24 protein-coding genes, 4 tRNA genes and 1 pseudogene are annotated in these 20,990 nt (G+C 46.1%); 12 read left to right on the top strand and 17 right to left on the bottom strand.

Annotation, left to right across the window (positions count from 1 at the left end):
• Positions 1-116 precede the first annotated feature (116 nt).
• Positions 117-815 carry a YidX family protein gene (locus tag OKC24_RS05120; RefSeq protein ID WP_130144475.1) on the top strand — a complete coding sequence of 233 codons (699 nt, stop codon included), beginning with the start codon at positions 117-119 and terminating at the stop codon, positions 813-815.
• Positions 816-1,094: 279 nt separating this feature from the next.
• On the top strand, positions 1,095-1,598 hold the full coding sequence (locus OKC24_RS05115; RefSeq protein WP_130144473.1) for a hypothetical protein: 504 nt from the start codon (positions 1,095-1,097) through the stop codon (positions 1,596-1,598).
• A gap of 343 nt (positions 1,599-1,941) precedes the next feature.
• On the opposite strand, the gene OKC24_RS05110 is transcribed toward OKC24_RS05115, so the two are convergent.
• From OKC24_RS05110 to OKC24_RS05060, 10 genes and pseudogenes are all read right to left on the bottom strand, one after another.
• A complete protein-coding gene (locus OKC24_RS05110) occupies positions 1,942-2,691 on the bottom strand; it encodes a hypothetical protein (protein ID WP_130144471.1) in 750 nt (249 codons plus the stop codon).
• 261 nt (positions 2,692-2,952) lie between these two features.
• On the bottom strand, positions 2,953-3,459 hold the full coding sequence (locus tag OKC24_RS05105; protein WP_130144469.1) for a hypothetical protein: 507 nt from the start codon (positions 3,457-3,459) through the stop codon (positions 2,953-2,955).
• A gap of 140 nt (positions 3,460-3,599) precedes the next feature.
• Positions 3,600-4,135 (bottom strand): annotated as a pseudogene (locus OKC24_RS20105) (class I SAM-dependent methyltransferase).
• Between the two features lie 108 nt (positions 4,136-4,243).
• The gene (locus OKC24_RS05090) at positions 4,244-4,975 is read right to left on the bottom strand and encodes a hypothetical protein (protein ID WP_265464864.1); all 732 of its coding nucleotides are present in this window, start codon (positions 4,973-4,975) and stop codon (positions 4,244-4,246) included.
• A gap of 20 nt (positions 4,976-4,995) precedes the next feature.
• Positions 4,996-5,448 carry a hypothetical protein gene (locus tag OKC24_RS05085; protein WP_171457704.1) on the bottom strand — a complete coding sequence of 151 codons (453 nt, stop codon included), beginning with the start codon at positions 5,446-5,448 and terminating at the stop codon, positions 4,996-4,998.
• Between the two features lie 154 nt (positions 5,449-5,602).
• Positions 5,603-5,678: transfer RNA gene (locus OKC24_RS05080), tRNA-Phe, on the bottom strand.
• Positions 5,679-5,812: 134 nt separating this feature from the next.
• Positions 5,813-5,888 (bottom strand) — tRNA-Phe (locus tag OKC24_RS05075).
• Between the two features lie 134 nt (positions 5,889-6,022).
• Positions 6,023-6,098 (bottom strand) — tRNA-Phe (locus OKC24_RS05070).
• A 134-nt stretch (positions 6,099-6,232) separates the two neighbouring features.
• A tRNA-Phe gene (locus OKC24_RS05065) sits at positions 6,233-6,308 on the bottom strand.
• 205 nt (positions 6,309-6,513) lie between these two features.
• A complete protein-coding gene (locus tag OKC24_RS05060) occupies positions 6,514-6,891 on the bottom strand; it encodes a GNAT family N-acetyltransferase (protein ID WP_130144463.1) in 378 nt (125 codons plus the stop codon).
• Positions 6,892-6,989: 98 nt separating this feature from the next.
• On the opposite strand from OKC24_RS05060, the gene hisB reads away from it, so the two are divergent.
• The 5 genes from hisB (at position 6,990) to hisA (ending at position 10,438) form a co-directional block, all read left to right on the top strand.
• Complete coding sequence (gene hisB, locus OKC24_RS05055) at positions 6,990-7,583, top strand: imidazoleglycerol-phosphate dehydratase HisB (RefSeq protein ID WP_005006901.1); 594 nt, start codon at positions 6,990-6,992, stop codon at positions 7,581-7,583.
• Entirely contained in the window at positions 7,583-8,200 is a 618-nt protein-coding gene (gene hisH, locus OKC24_RS05050; RefSeq protein WP_130144461.1) for an imidazole glycerol phosphate synthase subunit HisH, read from the top strand. Before hisB ends, hisH begins: the two co-directional genes overlap by 1 nt.
• 134 nt (positions 8,201-8,334) lie before the next feature.
• Positions 8,335-8,853 carry a DUF805 domain-containing protein gene (locus OKC24_RS05045; RefSeq protein ID WP_130144459.1) on the top strand — a complete coding sequence of 173 codons (519 nt, stop codon included), beginning with the start codon at positions 8,335-8,337 and terminating at the stop codon, positions 8,851-8,853.
• Between the two features lie 106 nt (positions 8,854-8,959).
• Positions 8,960-9,637, top strand: a complete 678-nt coding sequence (locus OKC24_RS05040; RefSeq protein ID WP_130144457.1) for a 3'-5' exonuclease — start codon at positions 8,960-8,962, stop codon at positions 9,635-9,637.
• Positions 9,638-9,706: 69 nt separating this feature from the next.
• Positions 9,707-10,438, top strand: coding sequence for a 1-(5-phosphoribosyl)-5-[(5-phosphoribosylamino)methylideneamino]imidazole-4-carboxamide isomerase (gene hisA / locus OKC24_RS05035; RefSeq protein WP_265464863.1), 732 nt, complete (start codon positions 9,707-9,709; stop codon positions 10,436-10,438).
• Between the two features lie 81 nt (positions 10,439-10,519).
• Here the strand turns inward: hisA and OKC24_RS05030 are convergent, their stop codons facing one another.
• Positions 10,520-11,266, bottom strand: a complete 747-nt coding sequence (locus OKC24_RS05030) for a hypothetical protein (protein WP_130144453.1) — start codon at positions 11,264-11,266, stop codon at positions 10,520-10,522.
• A 207-nt stretch (positions 11,267-11,473) separates the two neighbouring features.
• On the opposite strand from OKC24_RS05030, the gene OKC24_RS05025 reads away from it, so the two are divergent.
• Positions 11,474-12,376 (top strand): DMT family transporter, encoded by a 903-nt coding sequence (locus OKC24_RS05025; RefSeq protein ID WP_130144451.1) that lies wholly within the window; start codon positions 11,474-11,476, stop codon positions 12,374-12,376.
• A gap of 208 nt (positions 12,377-12,584) precedes the next feature.
• Here the strand turns inward: OKC24_RS05025 and OKC24_RS05020 are convergent, their stop codons facing one another.
• Positions 12,585-13,991 (bottom strand): NAD(P)/FAD-dependent oxidoreductase, encoded by a 1,407-nt coding sequence (locus OKC24_RS05020; protein WP_171458883.1) that lies wholly within the window; start codon positions 13,989-13,991, stop codon positions 12,585-12,587.
• Between the two features lie 42 nt (positions 13,992-14,033).
• Positions 14,034-15,365, bottom strand: a complete 1,332-nt coding sequence (locus tag OKC24_RS05015; protein ID WP_131277364.1) for an APC family permease — start codon at positions 15,363-15,365, stop codon at positions 14,034-14,036.
• Positions 15,366-15,463: 98 nt separating this feature from the next.
• On the opposite strand from OKC24_RS05015, the gene OKC24_RS05010 reads away from it, so the two are divergent.
• Positions 15,464-15,823, top strand: a complete 360-nt coding sequence (locus OKC24_RS05010; RefSeq protein ID WP_005006884.1) for a transposase — start codon at positions 15,464-15,466, stop codon at positions 15,821-15,823.
• Positions 15,824-16,171: 348 nt separating this feature from the next.
• Here the strand turns inward: OKC24_RS05010 and OKC24_RS05005 are convergent, their stop codons facing one another.
• From OKC24_RS05005 to OKC24_RS04995, 3 genes are read right to left on the bottom strand one after another with little or no spacing between them, the layout of a single operon-like run.
• A complete protein-coding gene (locus OKC24_RS05005) occupies positions 16,172-16,570 on the bottom strand; it encodes a DUF4870 family protein (protein ID WP_265464862.1) in 399 nt (132 codons plus the stop codon).
• A gap of 26 nt (positions 16,571-16,596) precedes the next feature.
• Positions 16,597-17,223, bottom strand: coding sequence for a DUF1294 domain-containing protein (locus OKC24_RS05000; RefSeq protein ID WP_131277367.1), 627 nt, complete (start codon positions 17,221-17,223; stop codon positions 16,597-16,599).
• Positions 17,224-17,247: 24 nt separating this feature from the next.
• A complete protein-coding gene (locus OKC24_RS04995) occupies positions 17,248-18,198 on the bottom strand; it encodes a homoserine kinase (RefSeq protein WP_131277372.1) in 951 nt (316 codons plus the stop codon).
• A 113-nt stretch (positions 18,199-18,311) separates the two neighbouring features.
• Between OKC24_RS04995 and hisF the strand changes: the two genes are divergently transcribed.
• From hisF to OKC24_RS04980, 3 genes are all read left to right on the top strand, one after another.
• Positions 18,312-19,070 carry an imidazole glycerol phosphate synthase subunit HisF gene (gene hisF / locus OKC24_RS04990; RefSeq protein ID WP_131277375.1) on the top strand — a complete coding sequence of 253 codons (759 nt, stop codon included), beginning with the start codon at positions 18,312-18,314 and terminating at the stop codon, positions 19,068-19,070.
• Between the two features lie 128 nt (positions 19,071-19,198).
• Complete coding sequence (locus tag OKC24_RS04985) at positions 19,199-19,579, top strand: hypothetical protein (RefSeq protein WP_130144437.1); 381 nt, start codon at positions 19,199-19,201, stop codon at positions 19,577-19,579.
• Positions 19,580-19,582: 3 nt separating this feature from the next.
• The gene (locus tag OKC24_RS04980; protein ID WP_213073139.1) at positions 19,583-20,059 is read left to right on the top strand and encodes a hypothetical protein; all 477 of its coding nucleotides are present in this window, start codon (positions 19,583-19,585) and stop codon (positions 20,057-20,059) included.
• A 242-nt stretch (positions 20,060-20,301) separates the two neighbouring features.
• On the opposite strand, the gene OKC24_RS04975 is transcribed toward OKC24_RS04980, so the two are convergent.
• Positions 20,302-20,919 carry a hypothetical protein gene (locus OKC24_RS04975; RefSeq protein WP_130144435.1) on the bottom strand — a complete coding sequence of 206 codons (618 nt, stop codon included), beginning with the start codon at positions 20,917-20,919 and terminating at the stop codon, positions 20,302-20,304.
• Positions 20,920-20,990: the final 71 nt, after the last annotated feature.

Genomic DNA, 20,990 nt, shown 5'->3' with positions numbered 1-20,990 from the left:
GAACTTTCATTACTTTAAACTTTTGAGCTTTGACGCCTTTTTGAACATTTTAATGATAGGCTTAAAGACAATAAAAATTCAGCTTAACTATATTTCAAATAATTCGGAGTCTATCGATGTTTGCATCACCTTTAAAAACCATCATTTGCTTAGGCGTCATGGGAACATTATTCACAGGCTGCGCCACCAAAACCCTGATAACCAAAGACAATAAAACCTATACCCGTACCAACAAAGTCACCCTGATCGAAGACCAAGTGGTGGCTTTTGGCAAACCTGCTCAGCCTCTGCCGAATTTACCTGCGCATAGTTTAGTGATTGCAGGACAGCAAAAAAGCTATGTCCTTACCCAAGGCGGGCCTCAATTTGTCAGCTTAATTGGGAAACTGGACCCGAAAAATATTCAAGTTACCCGAGAACTGAGTTTCTATTCAGAAAAGAATGATGGTCATTTTACAGGAACCCTGCCGCTGTCTTATGTGAAGCTCAAAGAAGACATCAGCAAGAAAGATCTGGAATTTTTTATTGAAAATGGCGCGAAGGAATGTTCGAGTTCCAGTGATGAACGCATGTTGGCGCAGCGTTTCTGTTTCGAGATCAAACTGGCAGGTGTGGTCTATCCTGCGGCGAACAATTTAGCGTCTTTAAAAGCCTTGAGTAAGCCTTATCAGGTGAGCATTTATACCCATCACGAGGAAAGTTATAAATCCAAGTCAGGCATGAATCCTTTTGAAAAATTAGTGCTGTTGCCTTTTGCCGTGGCAATCGACGTGGTCAGCCTGCCGTTCCAAGCAGCCGATAAAATTTTTGACTGACAGTCCTATATCCATTTTGCAAAAAATAAAAGCCCCTCAGCATTAGGGGCTTTTATGTTCAGTGATGAACAAGAGCTAATAAATAATATGCAAACACCTGTTTAAAAAATAGACAGTCAAAGTGTAACGGTCCGAAACATCATGTTATGCCTCTGTAAATATAGTTGATTATTCACACAATTTTAGCCTGCTCCATAATCAATAGCCTAAATCCATGTTTCATAAGCATTAACATAGCCAACTCTCTCCAACCGAATCATAAAATTCAGGATGCTACCTATGAATGCGATGAAAACTGCTATGGCGATTGCTCTAGTTGCAGGCACAACTTCTGCTATGGCTGCAGAAGCTGCTCCAGCGGCGAACCCGCTTGCGCAAGTTAAAGCGGATGCAGTTAAAACAGCTTCTGCTGTGAAAACAAATACTGCAGCTGCTGCTAAAAAAGCAGCAGCTAAAACTGTTGCCGTAAAAGATGCAACTGTTAAAACTGCTGTAAACGTGAAAGACGCTGCTGCCGCTGAAACAGCAGAAGTTAAAGACGCAGCTGTTAAAACCGCTGTAGATGTGAAAGATGCCGCTGCCGCTAAAACCGCAGAAGTTAAAGACGCTGTTGCAACTAAAGTTGAGGCGGTAGAAGCGGCTGAAGTGAAAGCTCCAGCAATGACTGCTGAAGCCCAAAAAGCATGTGCTGAAACATGCGCAGAAAAAACAGCTGAAGCTGCAAAAGCGCAAACTGAAGAAAAAAAAGGTTTCTTCTCTTGGTTCAAGAAAAAAGCGGCTTAATTTAAACGCTGCTGTTCAAAAAAGACGCCTGAAAGGCGTCTTTTTTTATAATCGCGGTTCAGGCAAACTGCCGGCTCAATTCTAAAATCAATACTGGCTGCGGGCATCTTCAAAAATACTGCCCCGTCTTAGCTTGAAGCATCACAATCTGCTCTGTATTGTGCCAATCATCCATTGTATAAAAACAGGTGCTGAAGAAAAACCGGCACACGCCTGCGCAATATCATGTATAGCAGAAGCATTTTTCAGAATTTCACCGGCCTGGCGCAAATGAATAAAGGTTCAGCAGCCCTCATCTCAAATGCCATAATGAATACTGCAGGCTGCCTTATGGAAAGGCGGATTAAAGCTTCTCTGCAATCTCTTTGCGATTCTGCACACTGACCTGCTTCATTTGCTGATTCAGCGCCAGTATCTCCTTGTAGAGCGCATTAAACTGCGCCAAAGGCGCATCTTCATAAAACATAAAGGTCTTCCCGCGCTGTTCCCACTTATTGTTTTTCAGCACTGCAAAAATTGCATCGGCTTTGGCCAAACTTTGCTTCTCCAGCTCAAACAGCGCATGCGCATCATCGCTGTGCTGGCTGTCTCTCAGGCTCTGCGCCAGCTGATGGCGGTATTTGCTTTTAATCGGCAAATTCTTGGCCTGCTCCAAACTGTTTTGTTCAAATTGCTGCATTTTCTGCTCATAGCTCTCCACTGCCGCATGCACATTTTTCAGCATTTCTTCAGTTGCTTGATAATTCTGCTTTTTATCGGCTGCGAGACGGTCAATATCTAAAAAATGATCCCAATCCTGCGCTTTAAGTTCACGGATATAGGCATTTCTGGCCTCAGCGCTTTGTATCATCTGCGTCAGCACAAAATTCGCCATCACCTGATAATCGCCCTGCAGCCGCGGATCTGCAACATCGACTTGAATAGGTTTGGATGTATCTTTGGCCTGAGCAAAAATCTGCTCGGTTTTTTCCAGCAGCACAGTTTGATAGGCCTGCAGCTGACCTGCTTCTTTTTGCTGCGCACGGTATTGATAAAACAGCCCGCCAAAGATAATTACGGTAGCAGCAGTTAAAATAATAAAGATACGTGGCATAAAACGCTCCGAATCCAGTTTATTTACAGTTTAAATCTAAAATACACAAATGGCGAATAAATAAGCAGAACCCAGCTTTACCGCTTTTAAATTCAAACTTTTTCTCGCACAGCATCGGTTTTGAATTTAAAAAAATCCGCCTAAAAAATTTGAATTCAAAACGCAAACTCCCTGAAATGACGCAAAAGTCAGGCCTGAAAATTAAAAAATCCGCACATTCATTGCGGATTTTCACGTTTTGAATTTAAAACCATTGCGCGCTTACTTGCGAGGCAGGCCTTCCAGCATTGAACGGTCGATAGTGCCTAAATTGATTTGCTCGCGGCTGATTTGCACATTGGCGGCATCACGGTTGATGCCAAATGGCTGAAGCATGATGTAAAGGCCATTGCGCGGATCCGAAGACTGCAGGCCGCTGGCGATATTCAAGACATGCTGCTGCAGCGCTGGCGGCAAACTGGATAAATTCGGCGACGGCTCTGCTGGCAAAATATCTAGATTGGCCACAATTGAAGGATCGACCACAAATGACTGCGTGCCTTCTTCAATTTGCATTACCCGGTGCTGCAGCGCTTTGCGGCGCGCAGTTTCCTGCTGGTACGGCACCACGCCGGTTTCTTCACGCAATTCGGGTTCAGCCATAACGGTCAGCACAGGCAGGCGCACAGCCTCTTGATGCTCCTGCGGCGACTCTGCAGCAAATGCAGACACTGAAACAGCGCCTGCCAGCGCAAGAACGGTATAGCTCAGCGGTTTAGGGAGATTCATATCACTGTACTCAAATCAAATACGGAAAAGATAAAACATCTTATGAATAGCTGTAATTGTACAATAAACCGCCATGCACATCGTTTTTCTCAGACCAACGGCACCAAAGCGCCACAGCAAAAAATGACCGCAGGCAAAGCTTAACTTTGCGCCTCAGCGCACAGGCCTGCCCGCAGCAGCACAGGAAATTGCACAGCATAAGATGACGCCTCTTGGCTGAGCTTAGAAATATGCCTCCAAGGGCGCCAGTGGACTTTGATTATGCTGTTTTACATAATGCTTTAAGCCAGACCATATATTGAAATAATTCAACAGCTGCGGATCTTGCGCTTCGATCAGGCCATAGCCAACGACCGCCAAACAGCCTTTAGGCTTCAGTACACGGCGCACTTCGGCATAAAAATGCATCAAAATTAAACCAGTGGATGGCTTACGGCACAGTAATTAAATCTGCGCTGTGATCGGGAAGCCCCGAATGTTCTGCCGAAGCGGCGCGGCAAATGACATTCTGCAGCTGCGGCGCCAGCCATTGAGTAAATTGCCCCGAGCCTGCACCGCAGTCCCAAGCCAGCTGGCGTTCAGGCACGTATTTTAAAACCGCCTCTAAAATCTCTGCAGAATAATCTGGGCACGCCTGCTGATACAGCTGGCTGTTATCCGAAAATAAGCCTTTCATTACCGGGATTCATAAGCATATTTTTCAATCAGTGTAACCCAGCAACGGTCAACTGCACTACGATTCAAATGGAGGCCCCAAAGAGCATATTGAAAAACCTTCAGCCGCTCAATTTTGCGGAAGAACCTGCTGGATGTAAAAACTGGTTTGCGCAATAGGCTCCATCTGGTCATTCATTTGGTAGTACTTGACATCATAATGACCGGGATTCCAGCCCGAAACCAGATAAAAACTGACCCAATTTTGCTGATTTTCACTGACTTTGCGCGGTGTAAACAGTAAAATTTCACCTGTATCACGCTGTGTCCAGCGCACCATCACCTGTACATTTGGCGGCACTTTGCCAAACGTATCAAAATGCGCGTATAGCGGCTGCTTCGCATAAATTTCACGAGGCAATACATCTGCCGGGTTCAGCTGAGACTGTGCCGTAACATAAGCCTGCCCAATCAGCTGCTGCTGCGGATCATTCTTGGCCTGCGCAAACTCATTCAGCATCTGCTGTGCAAACTGCTGCTTATTTCTAATTTGATCAAAGGCATAATCAGGAAATGCTTGCTGCAAATACTGCGCGAGCTGCTGTTCAGAAGCATGCTGAATCAGACTTTGAACTTGCTGATATTGGCTTTTGAACTGCCGCTGAGCCTCTGCAGAAGGCATTGACTGCATTGAATCAATGGCCAAGCCAGAAACAGGATTGCCATCCAATGGAGAACTATTCATCGATGGCTTATTTGGCACTGACAGTCCTGTGCTGTCTGCATTGAAATAAGCAGCAGCATAACCCAGCGCAAAGCACAGCGCCCCTACCGCACTGTATTTAACAAAATGCACAGTCATTAGATTGAATTAAATAATGATCAGGAATTGCTGCAGCGTAAAGTTTCTAATGTAGCTGCTGAATTAAACTCACCTGATGCGTATGCAGTACCCTTGTTGCTGAGCTGATTCAATGTATAGCCTGAACCCGTCAACAGCTTAAGGGTGCCTGTAACGCAGTAGCCGGTGATTTTATTGCTGTTTTTCATTGATGCAACGCAGCCAGCATTGGTCACAGCATAAAGCGTCTGTCCAGCATTCACACTGCTTGAACAGGCTGCTGTGATTACTCTATCCAATGATGACTCACACGATGTGCAATTGCCATTTTCACAAAGTTTGGCCGCATTTTCACTCTTGCATTCATAAGTGACGCCATTTTTAATAATGGTTTTAGAATAAGACGAGTTGACATTATCACCACTTCCGCCGCCGCCACATGCACTCAGCAGTACACTGCAAGGAATACCCAAAAGAAGAAATATTTTTTTCATGTTCATAAACTTAACCTTTCTTTTTAATACTTTATTTTTTAGCCAATGGGCAAATGATAAAACTGATTTTAGCAGTTAAATCGCTTAATTTATCACCACTATAAAACATCAGATAAAAAAAAGCCCCAAACAATGTTTGAGGCTTTTTTGAATATGGTGGCGAGACCCAGGATCGAACTGGGGACACACGGATTTTCAATCCGTTGCTCTACCTACTGAGCTATCACGCCGATGCGGTGTATTAAGCCGTAATTGATGGCATTAGTCAATCTAAATCATCAATATTTTTACTGAGTGCGTTTTTTTTAAGCAAAAAAAATCCCTGATGGGATCAGGGATTGAAAATTTAAATAAGTTTTAAATATGGTGGCGAGACCCAGGATCGAACTGGGGACACACGGATTTTCAATCCGTTGCTCTACCTACTGAGCTATCACGCCGATGCGGTGTATTAAGCCGTAATTGATGGCATTAGTCAATCTAAATCATCAATATTTTTACTGAGTGCGTTTTTTTTAAGCAAAAAAAATCCCTGATGGGATCAGGGATTGAAAATTTAAATAAGTTTTAAATATGGTGGCGAGACCCAGGATCGAACTGGGGACACACGGATTTTCAATCCGTTGCTCTACCTACTGAGCTATCACGCCGATGCGGTGTATTAAGCCGTAATTGATGGCATTAGTCAATCTAAATCATCAATATTTTTACTGAGTGCGTTTTTTTTAAGCAAAAAAAATCCCTGATGGGATCAGGGATTGAAAATTTAAATAAGTTTTAAATATGGTGGCGAGACCCAGGATCGAACTGGGGACACACGGATTTTCAATCCGTTGCTCTACCTACTGAGCTATCACGCCGATGCCGCGTATTAAACAGTTTAAGTGTGATAACGTCAAGCATCGGTTTCGATTTTTGCTTCATTTGTTTACTTTTACAGCAAAAAACCCTGATTTGCTTATTTTTTGTTTAAATCTCAAGGCATTATTCAGCTTCGCATCTTATTTAATGTGGATTTCAGCACAAAAAAAGCAGCCCGCAGGCTGCCTGAATGCAAAATCAGATTCAGATTTTATCCAAATGCGCCAAGCAGCGGTGAATGGCGCCGCAGCCCGGTTCAAAATTTTTCACACCTTTTTCTTCTTCTATACGGCACGCTTCACTGACCAGCCTTTCCGCGACCCCGCGGCCGCGGTTGGCTGGGTGCACCACAATATATTCCAAGGTCTTGCTTTCACCCTGCCCCGTGCACCAAATCGCGCCGATCAATTTAGTATTAAATTCTGCGGTATAAACTAAGGTATACTGAGCTAAGTTTTGCTCTAGTTGTTCAATGGCATCTGCACCGTCGCTAAATTCAGGACTGGTGTCGTACAGTCGCTCAAGCTGGCTGCGCACTTCATCATTTTCCAAAGAAGTATAGGCATGTACGGTAATAGGCATTGATAAACCCTCCTGAGCAATCTAATATGCGGTGACTTTTCGTCACAGCGAAAAACATTTTTACATCAATCATTTTGACGTATTTGAGGAACGTGTCTATGACCGACCGTATCAGTGAAGTGGTAAGAAACACTAACGAAACCAAAATTCGAGTTCGCGTGAATCTTGATGGTTCTGGTCAAGGCACTTTAAACACTGGTGTTCCATTTTTAGATCATATGATTGATCAAATCAAGCGCCACGGCTTGTTTGATATCGATATTCATTGCGACGGCGACCTCGAAATCGACGATCACCACACGGTTGAAGACTGCGGCATTACTCTGGGCCAGGCCTTTGCGAAAGCGCTAGGGGATAAAAGAGGCTTAAAGCGCTACGGCCATTTTTATGCGCCGTTAGACGAATCTTTAAGCCGCGTGGTGGTGGACTTGTCCGGCCGTCCAGGCTTATTCATGGACATTCCGTTTACCCGCTCCATGATCGGCCGGTTTGATGTCGATCTATTTTCTGAGTTTTTCCAAGGTTTTGTGAACCACGCTTTAATGACCCTGCACATTGACAATTTGAAAGGCAAAAACAGCCATCACCAAATTGAAAGCGTCTTTAAAGCTTTTGCTCGCGCGCTGCGCATGGCTTGCGAAGTTGATCCGCGTGCGGAAGGTAAAGTGGCTTCAACTAAAGGAACATTGTAATGACCCGTATTGCCCTTCTTGATTACGGCATGGGAAATCTGCACTCTGCGGCCAAAGCTTTAGAGTATGTGGGCGCAGCGGTTGATGTAACCAATGATCCGAAGCTGATTGCGCAAGCAGACAAGATTGTATTTCCAGGCGTCGGCGCCATGCGCGACTGCATGCAGGGCATGCATGAAGCAGGCATTGATGAAGTGGTGCGTAAAGCAGCCTTCAACAAGCCCGTACTGGCCATCTGCGTAGGCATGCAAGCCTTAATGCAGCGTTCCGAAGAAAATGGCGGCGCAGAGGCGCTGGGCATTTTTGAAGGTGCAGTGAAGCGCTTCCCGGACATGGATGGCATTAAAGTGCCGCATATGGGCTGGAATCAGGTGCATCAGGCTGACCCTAGCCACCCGATGTGGAAAAATATTGAACAGGATGCGCGTTTTTACTTTGTGCACAGCTACTATGTCGAACCGAAAGATGCAGGCATTGTGGCTGCAACCTGTGACTATGGTTTAGAGTTCTGCACCGCCATTCATCAAGAAAACTTATTCGCCACGCAGTTCCATCCAGAAAAAAGCCATACAGCTGGCCTGCAATTGCTGAAAAACTTTGTGGAATGGGATATTTAAACCCGCTTCACTCAAAAAGCCCGCATCATGCGGGCTTTTGATCTCTTGGCGGTTTATTCTTTAATCTGCAAGCAAAAACAATTATGATTTGAACACTTATTAAATATTCCAATTAAAAATCAGAGGTCAGAATAATGAATAACACTGTAAATGATTCCCCCCTAAGCGCTGCAGGACGTTTTGGGCGATTGTCCTATTTAGGATGGAATGGCCTGCTGGTGCTTGTCATGATGGTGCTTGGTATTTTTTGTGCAATTGCGCTTCCGGGATTTTCACCAAATATGGAGCAAGGCATGTCTGTGTTTGCCATGCTGCTGCTGGGCATTGTATATGTCACCATGATTTACTTTAGCTTTATTTTTGCTATCCGCCGTTTGCATGACCGCAACCACAGTGGCTGGCTGTCTTTGCTGATGCTGGTGCCGCTTGCAAACTTAGGTTTAGCGCTGTATTTAATCTTTGCCAAAGGCGATGCGCAGGAAAATCAATTTGGCCTGCCAAGAGCCACTCAAACCTGGGAAAAAGTTTTAGGCTGGTTCTATGTGCTGATTTTTCCAATCGGGATCTTGGCTGCAATTGCTGTCCCTGCGTACCAGGACTACGTTCAGCGCGCGCATCAGGCACAAATATCCATTCAGCAGCAAGCAGAATAAATACGGCTGCAGCCGATTAAATTTAAAACCTGCGCCCCGCAGGTTTTATTTTGCCTTTAACCTGAAAAACAGCTAGTCTGCCTGAAAAGATGCCATTTTGATTCAAATGAATGATCTCCGCGCAGCCGCGCTTCCCAGCAAAGAACAGATTCAAGCCTTGCCGCGATTTCAAAATTTGCCGGCTCAGAATATTCAGGTCATTCAGAATTTAGCGCAGTGCCGCGCCATTGAAGCGGAATTAAAAACCGCTGCCCTGCTGGGCTTTGATACCGAATCAAAACCTACATTCAGCAAAGGTGAAATCGCGACTGGCCCGCATTTAATTCAGCTGGCGACCCATGAGCGCGCTTATCTGTTTCAAGTCAGCGATGACATTCTGGATTTTTTAAAGCCTGTATTTGCCAGCCGCGGTCAAATCAAGGCCGGTTTTGGCCTGAAAAATGATGCGCATCTTTTCCGTAAAAAAGGTATTGAACTCAACAGCGTGATTGAACTGTCCAAATGCTTTAAATCTTTTGGCTTAGACAATCCGGTCGGGCTGAAAAATGCGGTTGCGCTGCTGTTTCAGCAAAACTTTCCCAAAAGCAAAAGTGTCAGCACATCCAACTGGGCCAGAAAACACTTGACCGATCAGCAAATTGCTTACGCCGCTGCCGATGCTTACGCGCCGGTATTGATTTTTGAAGAACTGCTGCGCCTCGGCCTATTGCCCAAAGACATTCCGAATACCGCCTTAAAACTGCGCAGCCGCCCGAATAAAATAAAACCGCCATCTGACGCTTAGAAATCTGCCAATATTTTGCTAAGATGGCGGGCAATGAATTCATTGAAAGATTGAGCAAGGAGCGTAAGCATGCTGATCATCCCTGCAATTGACCTGAAAGATGGCAAATGTGTCCGTTTGAAGCAAGGCCGTATGGAAGACGATACCGTATTTTCTGACGATCCTGTTGCAACTGCGCAGCATTGGGTTAATGAAGGCGCGCGCCGCTTGCATTTGGTCGATTTAAACGGCGCTTTCGCAGGCACGCCAATCCATAAGCCTGTGGTTGAAGCCATTGCCAAAGCGCAGCCGGAATTGCCGATTCAAATCGGCGGCGGCATCCGCTCACTTGAAACCATTGAACATTATCTGGATGCAGGCGTTTCTTTTGTCATTATCGGCACAAAAGCCGTGCAGAACCCTGAGTTTGTAGAAGAAGCCTGCAAAAAATTCGCCGGCCGCATCATTGTCGGCATTGACGCCATGAATGGCATGGTGGCGACCGATGGCTGGGCCAATGTCACTAACGTTAAAGCCACGGATTTGGCGAAGCGTTTTGCAGATGCCGGCGTATCCAGCATTGTTTACACGGATATCGCCCGTGATGGCATGATGCAAGGCGTCAACATTGAGCAGACCGTCAATCTTGCAGCCTACTCAGGCCTGCCTGTCATTGCTTCTGGCGGTGTGACCAACCTAGATGACGTCCGCAACTTGAAAGGCCAGTCAGGCATTTTAGGCGCCATCACGGGCCGAGCCATTTACGAAGGCACGCTCAACCTTCGTGAAGCGCAGTCGCTTTGGGATGACCAAGCCATCTAAAGCACGGCGGCAGTCTAAGGAGGCCTTCGGGCCTCTTTTTTATGCTGCTTTTTTCCTCATGTCTTTTAATGCTTTATCTATTTACTTGAAAATAGGTTTATGCAATTGACGTGAATATACTGTTCCAATAGTCCATTTCTTTTGCAAATCTGCCCGAATTTGCTGAGCCAATTCCCCGTGATTGGTTTGTATCGCCCATAAAGCATATTCAGATAATTTTTCAATATCTTGAGATTTTGTCGCAATAATAAAATTTTGCCGCGCGCTTTCCTGCTGATTTAATTGGTGATTCGCCAAAGCGCGGATTAACGCAATTTGTTCAATGTTATAATTGGGGTCAATCGATTTGATTTTATCCGTGATTGCTAAAGCTTGCTGCGCCTGTTGATCCTGCAGATATGCTGTCGCCCATTGTTCTAAGAAAGCAGGATCATTTTCAACAAGGCTTGTGTGCTTCTGCCTTAAAATAGCAATTGCTTCGCTGGCCTTGCCAGACTGTATTAAATACTCGGCATATCTAACGGCATTTTCAACGCTTGGAATGTTTTCATACTGCGTTTTGGCTTGATTGATTGCACGATTCGGCTGCAAAACATGCAGGGCTTTTTTACTCAATATATGGGCTTGATATGGCATTCGCGATTGCGGCAAATACACCGCCATCAAATACACGATACTGCCGAAAAACGGAAAAACAAATAAAATCCACAACCAGAAAAATGGCTGCCCATTGCGAATCGCATGAATTGCAAAACAGAGTGCGATCAGTACGTGAACCCCCACCCCCAAAATAGAAAAATACTGGAAGTACCAAGATAATCCACCCATCAAACAACCTCTTGAATCTATTCTTTTAATCTTTGTTTTATGCTCAAAGATTATACGTGATTGTAAAATTCGAAAGTAGAACTGCAGATTAATTTTTTTATGCTTTGCCTGACCATGGATGGATATTCATAAGCGCCATGAAGTGCAAGTTCATCAGGCACATTCAATGCTAATATTGCGCTCTCCCTCAGTCATAATCCGCTGTACATGCCTCAATTTGCCTCCACGCTCAACTCTAAAACACCGCAGCTCGCTCTGATCCTCATCACCATCATTTGGGGCGGCAGCTTCCTGACGGTGCAGTTTGGACTGAACTACAGCACGCCCATTTTGTTCGTTGCTCTACGCTTTGCGGCTGCCGCCCTTGCCGTCAGCCTGCTTTCCCTGAAAGATTTAAAAAAATTCAATGCCAGCGAAATCTTTGCCGGATTTTGCATCGGCGCAGTGATCGCCATCGGCTACGGCACGCAAACCATTGGCCTGCAAAGCATCAGCAGCAGTGAATCTGCATTTCTAACTGCGCTCTATGTGCCATTAGTGCCCGTTTTACTTTGGCTCTGCTTTCGGCAAACGCCACACTTCATGACCTGGCTGGGTGTCATTTCTGCCTTTGCCGGCCTGGCCTTTTTAACAGGCAATGGTTTTGGCGCCATGCAGCTGAATTTTGGCCAGCTGATTACCCTTTTGGGTTCGGTTGCAATTGCCTTTGAAATTATCCTGATCAGTTATTTTGCAAATAAAGTGAATTTACGCAGGGTCACCGTGCTGCAGCTGGCATTTGCCTCAGTGCTGTGCTTTTTGATTGCGCCTTTCAACGGAGAGACTCAATTGCCAGCCTTTGAGTGGCCGCTGCTGGCGGTACTCTGCGCCTTGGGAATTGCCAGTGCAGTCATTCAATTGGTCATGAACTGGGCACAGCGCATGGTCAATCCTTCGCAAGCCGCCATTATTTATGCCGGCGAACCGGTATGGGCCGCCATAATAGGGCGCATTGCAGGCGAGCGCCTAGCACCTTGGGCATTAGCCGGCGGATGCCTGATGGTGCTGGGTGTCATACTGAGTGAATGGCGGCCTCAGTTTTTAAATAAAGCCAAGGATGTCAGCCCTTAGGCGCATCCTGAACTTGGACTGCGGATGATCCATTCATCAAGATTCTGTTTATGAGGAATTGGCGCCTGCCCAGAAGAAAGAAAATCTGACTGCCCATTTGCCGCCTATCAGGCATCAAAAATGTGCCTGGAATAATGCCTTTTCAAAAGCGTTTGGGACAGCGTGAGTTCCCTTGAAATAACGCTGTCCCGCTGAATCCACATAATTGTCAGAATGACACCATTTTTCCAGGATTGACCATGGCGCCCAAGCTATAGGCGCTTTTGGCGAGAGGCACCACCACCGGCGCCAGCGTCCGGCCAAACGGAATATCCTGATGCTGAATACTGCTCAGCATTTTAAAATCATCGGCTTTGCCGCAAAAATCATCGGCGATGGCTTTGCCAATGCGCACCGTTTGCGCCACGCCATGGCCGCTCCAGCCTTGCACCGCATAAATCGGATATTTGCCATCTGATTTGCGGCTGTCGGCAGCGCCATTCATGGTGAGGTCTGTTGTGCCGCTCCAGACAAAATCGAGTTCCACCTGCTTTAACTGCGGGAACACATGCTGAATGCGCCCCAATAAATAATCATGGGTTTTCTCCGCGGTCCAGCATGAGCCCGTTCCCTCCCCTCCAAACAGCAAGCGGTTTTGGGATACGCCGCGGTAATAGTCAATCTGAAACTGCGTATCATAAACCGGCGCATCTGAAGGCAAAATTTCGCTTAAATCCATTTCAAGCGGCGCCGTGGTGCACACGTAGGTATAAAAAGGAATGGTGGTCTGATTGTGTTCTTGAAGCAATTTAAAGGCAGCATGATGCACCCCGATCACCGCGCTTTTACGCGCTTTGATCATTCCGCCACTGGTCAGGACATAAATGCCGTCCTCACGCTCTTCGACCGATAGCACTTCTGTCTGCTCATACACTGTGCCGCCGTTTTGACAGAAGCCATATACCAGTCCGCGGTTCAATGCCAAGGGGTGAATCTGTCCGCCCAATGTATCCAGCAAGCCTCCGGAGTAGTTGTCAGATTTCACGTATTCAAACAGTTCGTGCTTGCCCATAATGTGCGTATGGTCTTCGCCCAAATATTTGCGCGCATCGGCCCCTGCCGTGAGGGCAACCAAATGCCCCGGATGCACGGCGGCCGTAATGTGGCTGCGTTTGCGCTGCACATCCAGCCCATAGGCATCGCTGATTTGGTCAATTAACACCATCGCTTCGGTCGAAGTAAAATGCCAAAGCCTTTTGGCCTCTTCATGGCTGAAATGCTCAATCATTTCAGCGGCCTCCCAGCGCGCCAGACCGGGTGTCAGCTGCCCGCCATTGCGCCCTGAAGCAGCGCTGCCAATCCGGTTTTTTTCCACCAATACCGTCTCCACCCCCTGCTCTGACAAATGCAAAGCCGCAGAGCTTCCGAGCAGGCCTGCGCCAATCACCACAACATCACATTCAATGTCGGCCTGCAAAGCCTCAAATTCATGCCAAGAGGCCAGTGAACTTTCATAATAGTTGGCAGGAAAATCGAACTGGCCCCGCACTGGATTGAGCCAGTTCCACTCCTTGCCTGTCTGCACATTGACACTGTTTTTAAATTCAACATCTGCAACAAATTTTGGCTTCATCATCATCTTATTTACTCTCTTCAATTCAATTTTAAACGTTCAAACTCAGTAAGCGCTGCCAATCGCAATACTTTGTTTTTTTAATTTTTTATAGGCAAACAGCAATATTCCAACAGCAAGCCAGATGCCGCCGCACACCAAAGCATTGTGTTCTAGGCTCATCCAAAGGCACATAATGGCTGCGACAGAAATGATGGGTAAAATTAAGTTCAGAAACAGGTTTTTCAGCCCTTGGCGCTGGCCATCGCGCACATAGAATTTCATAAAGACTGAAAAGTTCACGGCGGTAAAGGCTATTAAGGCGCCAAAGCTGATCATGCTCACCACTGTGGCTAAATCAAGGGCAATCGCCGCTAAGGAAATAACACCAATCATCAAAACCGCATATAAAGGTGTGCCCAGCTTGCTGTGCACTTGGCCCAGTGTCCCCTTATGGAAAATGCCATCACGCCCCATAAGATGCACCAGACGTGAAGCGCTGGCATGGGTCGCAAGGCCTGAAGCAAAGGTATTCATAATCTGGGCGCAGAGAAAGACCGATTGAAATAAAGCGCCGCCGACATACAGCACAATCTCAGGCAAAGCCTCATCCGGGTTGTTAAAGCGGACATTGCTTGGAAAATACAATTGAATAAACCAGGACGCGCCCAGAAAAATCACTCCGCCGATGAGCGTAGTCAGCATCACAGCGCGCGGAATATTGCGTTTTGGATCGCTGGTTTCATGCGACATTGTGGTCACGGCATCAAACCCCAAAAAGCTGAAACACAGAATAGAAGCGCCTGCAATCAGCGGCAAAACCGACGTATCGCCATTCCATAATGGGGCCATGGTTAATACATGATCATAGCCCTGCCCGCTGCCTATTCCTTGAATCACCAGATAAATAAAGAAGCCCATCAGCAGCACCGGCGCGCAGACAAAAAGCATGCTGAGATTGGCTAAAATATTGATGCGGAAGCAATTGATCAGTGTCACTAGCCCTGTAAACAAGACCACCCATGCCCAGTACGGCACACTTGGTATCACCGCTTCTAAATAAATGCCGGCCAGAAGCGCATTGACCAGCGGCAGCATGATGTAATCCAGCAGCGTGCACCAGCCCACAAAAAAGCCTGCCTGCGCACCGCATGATTCAGCTGTATAGGTATAGGCAGAACCCGGTTTATCCGAATGCCTGCTGAAGCGCGCATAGCTGAATGCAGTCAGCAGCATGGCCCCTAGCGCCAGAAGATAAGCCAATGGCACTCGGCCATCAGTAATGCCTGACACAATGCCAAAAGTATCAAACACCACCATTGGGGTCATATATGCAATACCAATAATGACCACTTGCCATAAAGACATTTTTTTGAAAGAAACTTGCGTTTTTTCCATAATGCCACCTATTTATTCATTTTATTAAAGTTAATTATTTTTTTGCAACAACTATGCCATATAATATAAAAAATATATTTTAAGCTGGATCAGCATAAATGCCGAAATACTCATTAGAGCTGCGGAATGCAGCCATCCAGATGTACAAAAAAACCGACTATAAAGTTGCCGTTTGCAAAGAGTTTAATATCTCCCGGGTGACCTTGGACGCATGGATCAAGCTGGAAGAAGAAACTGGAAGCCTGCATCCAAAAACAGGAAATAAACGGGGTGCGCCAAGCCATATTAAAAACTGGAATGAATTTCAAGTATTTGTAAAAGAAACAAAATTTAAAAACATAAGTGACTTGATCCCGCTTTTTGAAACACGCTTTGGCTATCCTGTTTCTTATGCAGTTTTGGTGCGCGCCATTCACCTTTTAGGCCTGCGCAGGCGCCGTGGGCGCTTTTATGGATAAGCGGTTTTTTTAACTCCAAATACCCTCCGCTTAAGAGCCTGAATTAATCAATTTAAATGTACAAAAATGTAAATTCATTTTTAATAAAATGTAAATAAAAAATATTAAAAACGTAATGTTATTTATTTAATAAAGTAAATTAAATATATTAAAAATGTAAATTTATATTATTAAAAACGTAAATTATAAAAATTTAAAACGTAAATCCTGTTTCTTCAGCCTCACCACAAAGGCGCACTCCATTGCTTCAATCTGGCGCAAGGCTGGAACAGCAGGGCATAAAAAAGGCAGCCAAAGCTGCCTTTTTCAAATTTTACAGCGCCCCAAAGGGCGGCATTCAGCAAATGCTCACTCTGATTGATACATCGGCTGATTGTCATTTACACGGATCAAGCCTTTAATGGCGCGGTAAACAATCCAAATCCAAGACAGGCCAATCACCGCCACACAAAAGGCCGATGCGCCCAAAGCGACGTCAGCGAAGGCATCGGGATTTTCCCCGGTAAAAAATAAAAAAAAGAACGGCACAAAGGCAATGATGTTCCAAAACAGATACCACCAGAAAGTGCGGATTTGCCATGTAAAGTGGCTTTCAAAAATAGATCCTTGCACATCGCTGCGTTTTACATAGTTGATGATCAGCGCTATAACAGCCAACAAACCTGCAGAAAAAATTGCAACGATATAAAGCACATATAGCGCAATCGTTAAGCTGCGGTTCGGATCTTTATCAATGGAATAATTCATGCGCCCTCTCTATTTTTATGCGTCTCTTAACTTTTAAAAGGATTAAATGGCGAAATCAGCCACAAAATCAATAATATGTTAAAAGCTATAGTACAAAAATAAATTTGCCGGAACGGTTGTTTTTGTGTTTTATGACGCAGTCTGTGCTGCGCCAGCCAAGCGGCCGGCCAGCCGCCCAAAAAAGACAGAATATGCAGGGTATTTTCCGGCACACGGCGGTTGCCCAATTGCGCAGCTTCCTTATCCTGCGCATAGAACCAGTAAGTCGCCGCATTGACCAGGCTGATCGCCAGCAGCGCGGTGCCTTTCAGCAGGCCTGCAAAGCTCAAAACAGCCAAAGCCAAAATGTAGGCTATGCAGAGGATTTGCATCGGCGAGGTTTTCTGTGGCATGCGCACGATATTGTCTTTCGCCCGTTTGGGCTTCGGCTGGATTTGCGAAGCTTTTAAATAGGTGACCTGCTGCGCGCGGTGCCGGCCGCGCTCATCCAGAATAATCAGATATTCTAAAGCGCAGCCGACAATCGGGCGCGGCCCAGGCCGGGCAAAATCTTTGATATGCAGAAATACACGCTCTTTGCTGCTGTCAGTAGGCTGAATAAAGCCATAGCCTTTGTCATCAAACCATTCGATTAAGCGGCCTTGATCGCGCATATTTTCTCCTTTAAATGATTCAAATTAAGCGGTGACAAACTTCAGGCGTTCGATCAGCATATCGCGCATTTCCGCTGGGTTTTTCTGCAGAATATCGCCGCCAGTCCGGCCTTCAGCCGCATTTTTCTGCGCCACCTGCAGGCGCATCATCCAGAACCGCCCCGCCGCCATCGCCAAATACAGTTCCAGGCACGCTTTTTCATCCGCTGTCAGCGGGCGCACACTCTCATAGGCATTTAAGAATGCCACCGCTTTGTCTTCATTTAAGGTGACGCTTGGATATTCTGTGCAGAAGTCATTTAAGGTAATGGCAATATCAAATAGCCATTCATCTTTATTTAATTCATAAAAATCTAAAATGCCTTTCAGCTCATCGCCATCGAATAAGGTATTGTCGCGGAACAGATCTGAATGGATAAAGCCTTTGGGGCGGTTCGGATACATTGCCGTCAAGGCATCATAAACACCCAGCAGATTATTCAGCAGCATGGCGTCTGCATCGTTCAGGCTCGGCTTCACCTCACGCGAGACCTGACGCCAATAGGCATGGTCACGGTAAAACGCGCGCTCTAAAGGAAAATCCTGCAGCGCCACATGCATTTTGGCCTGGGCCACGGCAATGGCTTGCGCCTGCGCAAGTGACGCTGGCATAGGATGCTCTCCCTGCATTCGCGGCGCAATCTGCGCAGGTTTGCCTTTTAGCGTGTGAATGGCTTTGCCCTGATAGGATAAAGGCACCGGCACCGCCAGCCCCGCTTGACCCAAATGCTCCAGCACTGGCACCAACTCGCCGGCGCCTTGCTCATCCATCTCTTCAAAGATCGTCAGCACATACTGCTGGCCATTTTCACAGACAATAAAATAGTTGGTATTTTGAATTCCGCCTTGAATCGGAATCAGGTCAGCCACATTTAAACCATACGGCGCTGTGAAGTCCTGAACTTCCTTTAAAGTCAAAGTGGTATAAACCGACATAGAAAACCTGCGAAAAATCTTACTTAAGTTTGATAGAATACCCGCTGAATCTGCCAAGGTGTAGCGCTTGAGCGGGTGAGTTTCATAATCGGCTGTAATTATTGGAAAAAATTATGCTTGCTAAACGTATTATTCCTTGCCTCGACGTCGACAACGGCCGCGTGGTGAAAGGCGTTCAATTTCTTGATATCCGTGATGCAGGCGATCCAGTAGAAGTAGCGCGCCGCTATAATGAACAAGGCGCAGATGAAATCACCTTCTTGGACATCACCGCGACCTCCAGCGGCCGTGACACCACTTACCGGACCGTTGAACGCATGGCGGAGTCGGTTTTCGTGCCGCTGACCGTCGGCGGCGGCGTGCGTAAAGTCGAAGATATCCGCTTATTGCTGAATGCCGGTGCAGATAAAGTCAGCATCAACTCAGCGGCCATTTATAACCCTGAATTTGTGCAGGAAGCGTCGCAGCGTTTTGGCGCGCAGTGCATTGTTGTGGCCATTGACGCCAAAAAAACCGGCGACAATAAGTGGGAAATTTTCACCCACGGCGGCCGCAAGCCCACAGGGATTGACGCGATTGAATGGGCCGTGAAAATGGCGGAATTTGGCGCAGGAGAACTGCTGGTCACCTCTATGGATGCGGACGGCACCAAAGCCGGCTATGACTTGGAACTGATGCGCCACATCAATGACCGCGTCACTATTCCGACCATTGCCTCCGGCGGCGTAGGCAACTTACAGCATTTGGCGGACGGCATTTTAAAAGGCGGCGCAGATGCAGTTCTAGCTGCATCTATTTTCCATTTTGGCCAATACACCATTCCAGAAGCGAAAAAATATCTGGCAGAGCAAGGCATTGAAATGCGCCTTTAATTCACGGCAGCATAAGAATTTGATTTCAAAGAGCGCTTCAGCGCTCTTTTTTATTTTAAATAGAAATTCATACTTAAACTGTTGACGATATAATAAACACAATAAAATGAATATCTTGAAACTAAAAAATGCCTATCACTTCAAAACAGATAGTTGAGTTTTTTATACTTGCGGCCATGGGCGCCGCACTTTATAGCGGCGTCACGCTTTACCATCATTGGAAATATAAACAAGCGTTACAGTCTCCGAATCAAATTCGCCATTGCGGCAAATTCATTGAGCAGACAAAAGTGGTGCATGAGCGTTTTGGCCGATCAGACCGCGTTGAACATATCTATACGTTTTCAAATGAACTGGGCGTTTCATTCAGCTTTACCGGCAGCAGGCCAGTGATTAAACAACTTCCGCGATTAACAAGCTTGCAGCCAGAGCAGCCTATTTGTTTCCAATACACGCTCACCGCTCAAGAGCGAAATGGACGATTCTTTACACTGACTAAAATTGAATAGAACATGTATTTAAACACCGCTTTATTTGCCATCGCCTTCTGCGGCCTAATCGTATTTGGCCTGCTGACTTATGTATTGAAAATCAGGCAGGAAACACAGGGCATCATGGTCATACTGATAATCGCAGGCTATTTATATGCTTATCTCTTCGGGCTAAATCAATATCGTGAAATGCGCTATCAAAAAGCACTGGATTCACATCAGCAGCAAAGCCAATGCGCTGAATTCATCCGGCTGGTTAAATTCAATTGGGGCCGGAAAAGCAGCCATGAAACGGCTGTTCAGTTCCGAATGGATGAATATCAATTTATCGAATTCAATGCTGATCCGCCTGCTTTAAAACATCTTCCGCAGATGGCGCAGCTTCAGCACAGCAAGCGCTATTGTTTCCGCTATGCAGGGGATATCAAAGACTGGAACGGGCGCTGGATGATGACAGCACTGCAAGCTGATCAGCAAAATACATCAATGCCGCACTGAAAGAAAAAACAGCAGGCAAAAAAAAAGGAGTCCTTAGACTCCTATAAACCAAGAAAATTACAGCGCTCGGTTATCTTAAATGACCAGTGAAATATACAAACAGTTTCACGGAGACAGGTGAATGCCTCCGATTAAGCGACTATAAAATAAACACCGCTTCGAAATATTGACAATAAAGCCGCAAATTATTGACCAAACACGACAAGCTATCCTGCGTCATGCCCTTTTCCGGCAGAAATTCTTTAAGCGGCGGCATTTTCAAGCATTGCCGCTTTCTTCTCGACCCATTTTGCAGGACGGATGCGGCTGACTGCCCAATTTAAGCCATCGGACAGCGCCTTCGGCAAAGCGATGCCCAGCGGGTTTAATTCCTGCAGTTCTGGCGATGAAATTACCCGGGTTCCCAAGATGTAGTCAAACCACGGCTTAGTAACACACCAGTTGGCATCCTGATTGGAATTCATATGATGATCATAATGCCATGGAATTTTCTTCATGGCCCATTCAGGCTCTAAATGCGCACGGCGGTGAATATAGTAATAATTTCCGGCAGCATACAGTACAGACAGGCTCATGCCTTTAGAAACCGGATAAAACAACGGCACAAAGACGCCTGCAACCACCGCCAATGAAATGATTTCATTTTTGGTGCGCCAATTGCTGAATCCTTCCACATAGCCATGATCATGAAAGTCCGTTTTCCGCACCTCACGGTGATGTTCCCAATGCGACTTCATGCTGTCCGGCACAGGGCTGTAGCGCGGCTTGCCGGCACGGTGCGTGCCGTGCAGGATGTACTTATGCGCGACCCATTCAAATCCATTCGCAATCACTAAACCCGCGATAAAACCTTTCAACATATGCGTTCTCCCTCTATTCAACTGACTATAGAGAATGCAAAAGACTAGATCTTGACCTGTTTTTTGAATAT

It is taken from the genome of Acinetobacter entericus, from assembly GCF_026168575.1.
Taxonomy (GTDB): Bacteria; Pseudomonadota; Gammaproteobacteria; order Pseudomonadales; family Moraxellaceae; genus Acinetobacter; species Acinetobacter bouvetii.
Note: the sequence above shows the minus strand (reverse complement) of the source record. Positions and strands in the feature narration are given on the sequence as shown.

Coding starts and splice junctions, on each gene's coding strand:
- OKC24_RS05120 (WP_130144475.1), top strand. CDS start 117: ATGTTTGCATCACCTTTAAAAACCATCATTTGCTTAGGCGTCATGGGA.
- OKC24_RS05115 (WP_130144473.1), top strand. CDS start 1,095: ATGAATGCGATGAAAACTGCTATGGCGATTGCTCTAGTTGCAGGCACA.
- OKC24_RS05110 (WP_130144471.1), bottom strand. CDS start 2,691: ATGCCACGTATCTTTATTATTTTAACTGCTGCTACCGTAATTATCTTT.
- OKC24_RS05105 (WP_130144469.1), bottom strand. CDS start 3,459: ATGAATCTCCCTAAACCGCTGAGCTATACCGTTCTTGCGCTGGCAGGC.
- OKC24_RS05090 (WP_265464864.1), bottom strand. CDS start 4,975: ATGACTGTGCATTTTGTTAAATACAGTGCGGTAGGGGCGCTGTGCTTT.
- OKC24_RS05085 (WP_171457704.1), bottom strand. CDS start 5,448: ATGAAAAAAATATTTCTTCTTTTGGGTATTCCTTGCAGTGTACTGCTG.
- OKC24_RS05060 (WP_130144463.1), bottom strand. CDS start 6,891: ATGCCTATTACCGTACATGCCTATACTTCTTTGGAAAATGATGAAGTG.
- hisB (WP_005006901.1), top strand. CDS start 6,990: ATGACCGACCGTATCAGTGAAGTGGTAAGAAACACTAACGAAACCAAA.
- hisH (WP_130144461.1), top strand. CDS start 7,583: ATGACCCGTATTGCCCTTCTTGATTACGGCATGGGAAATCTGCACTCT.
- OKC24_RS05045 (WP_130144459.1), top strand. CDS start 8,335: ATGAATAACACTGTAAATGATTCCCCCCTAAGCGCTGCAGGACGTTTT.
- OKC24_RS05040 (WP_130144457.1), top strand. CDS start 8,960: ATGAATGATCTCCGCGCAGCCGCGCTTCCCAGCAAAGAACAGATTCAA.
- hisA (WP_265464863.1), top strand. CDS start 9,707: ATGCTGATCATCCCTGCAATTGACCTGAAAGATGGCAAATGTGTCCGT.
- OKC24_RS05030 (WP_130144453.1), bottom strand. CDS start 11,266: ATGGGTGGATTATCTTGGTACTTCCAGTATTTTTCTATTTTGGGGGTG.
- OKC24_RS05025 (WP_130144451.1), top strand. CDS start 11,474: ATGCCTCAATTTGCCTCCACGCTCAACTCTAAAACACCGCAGCTCGCT.
- OKC24_RS05020 (WP_171458883.1), bottom strand. CDS start 13,991: ATGATGAAGCCAAAATTTGTTGCAGATGTTGAATTTAAAAACAGTGTC.
- OKC24_RS05015 (WP_131277364.1), bottom strand. CDS start 15,365: ATGGAAAAAACGCAAGTTTCTTTCAAAAAAATGTCTTTATGGCAAGTG.
- OKC24_RS05010 (WP_005006884.1), top strand. CDS start 15,464: ATGCCGAAATACTCATTAGAGCTGCGGAATGCAGCCATCCAGATGTAC.
- OKC24_RS05005 (WP_265464862.1), bottom strand. CDS start 16,570: ATGAATTATTCCATTGATAAAGATCCGAACCGCAGCTTAACGATTGCG.
- OKC24_RS05000 (WP_131277367.1), bottom strand. CDS start 17,223: ATGCGCGATCAAGGCCGCTTAATCGAATGGTTTGATGACAAAGGCTAT.
- OKC24_RS04995 (WP_131277372.1), bottom strand. CDS start 18,198: ATGTCGGTTTATACCACTTTGACTTTAAAGGAAGTTCAGGACTTCACA.
- hisF (WP_131277375.1), top strand. CDS start 18,312: ATGCTTGCTAAACGTATTATTCCTTGCCTCGACGTCGACAACGGCCGC.
- OKC24_RS04985 (WP_130144437.1), top strand. CDS start 19,199: ATGCCTATCACTTCAAAACAGATAGTTGAGTTTTTTATACTTGCGGCC.
- OKC24_RS04980 (WP_213073139.1), top strand. CDS start 19,583: ATGTATTTAAACACCGCTTTATTTGCCATCGCCTTCTGCGGCCTAATC.
- OKC24_RS04975 (WP_130144435.1), bottom strand. CDS start 20,919: ATGTTGAAAGGTTTTATCGCGGGTTTAGTGATTGCGAATGGATTTGAA.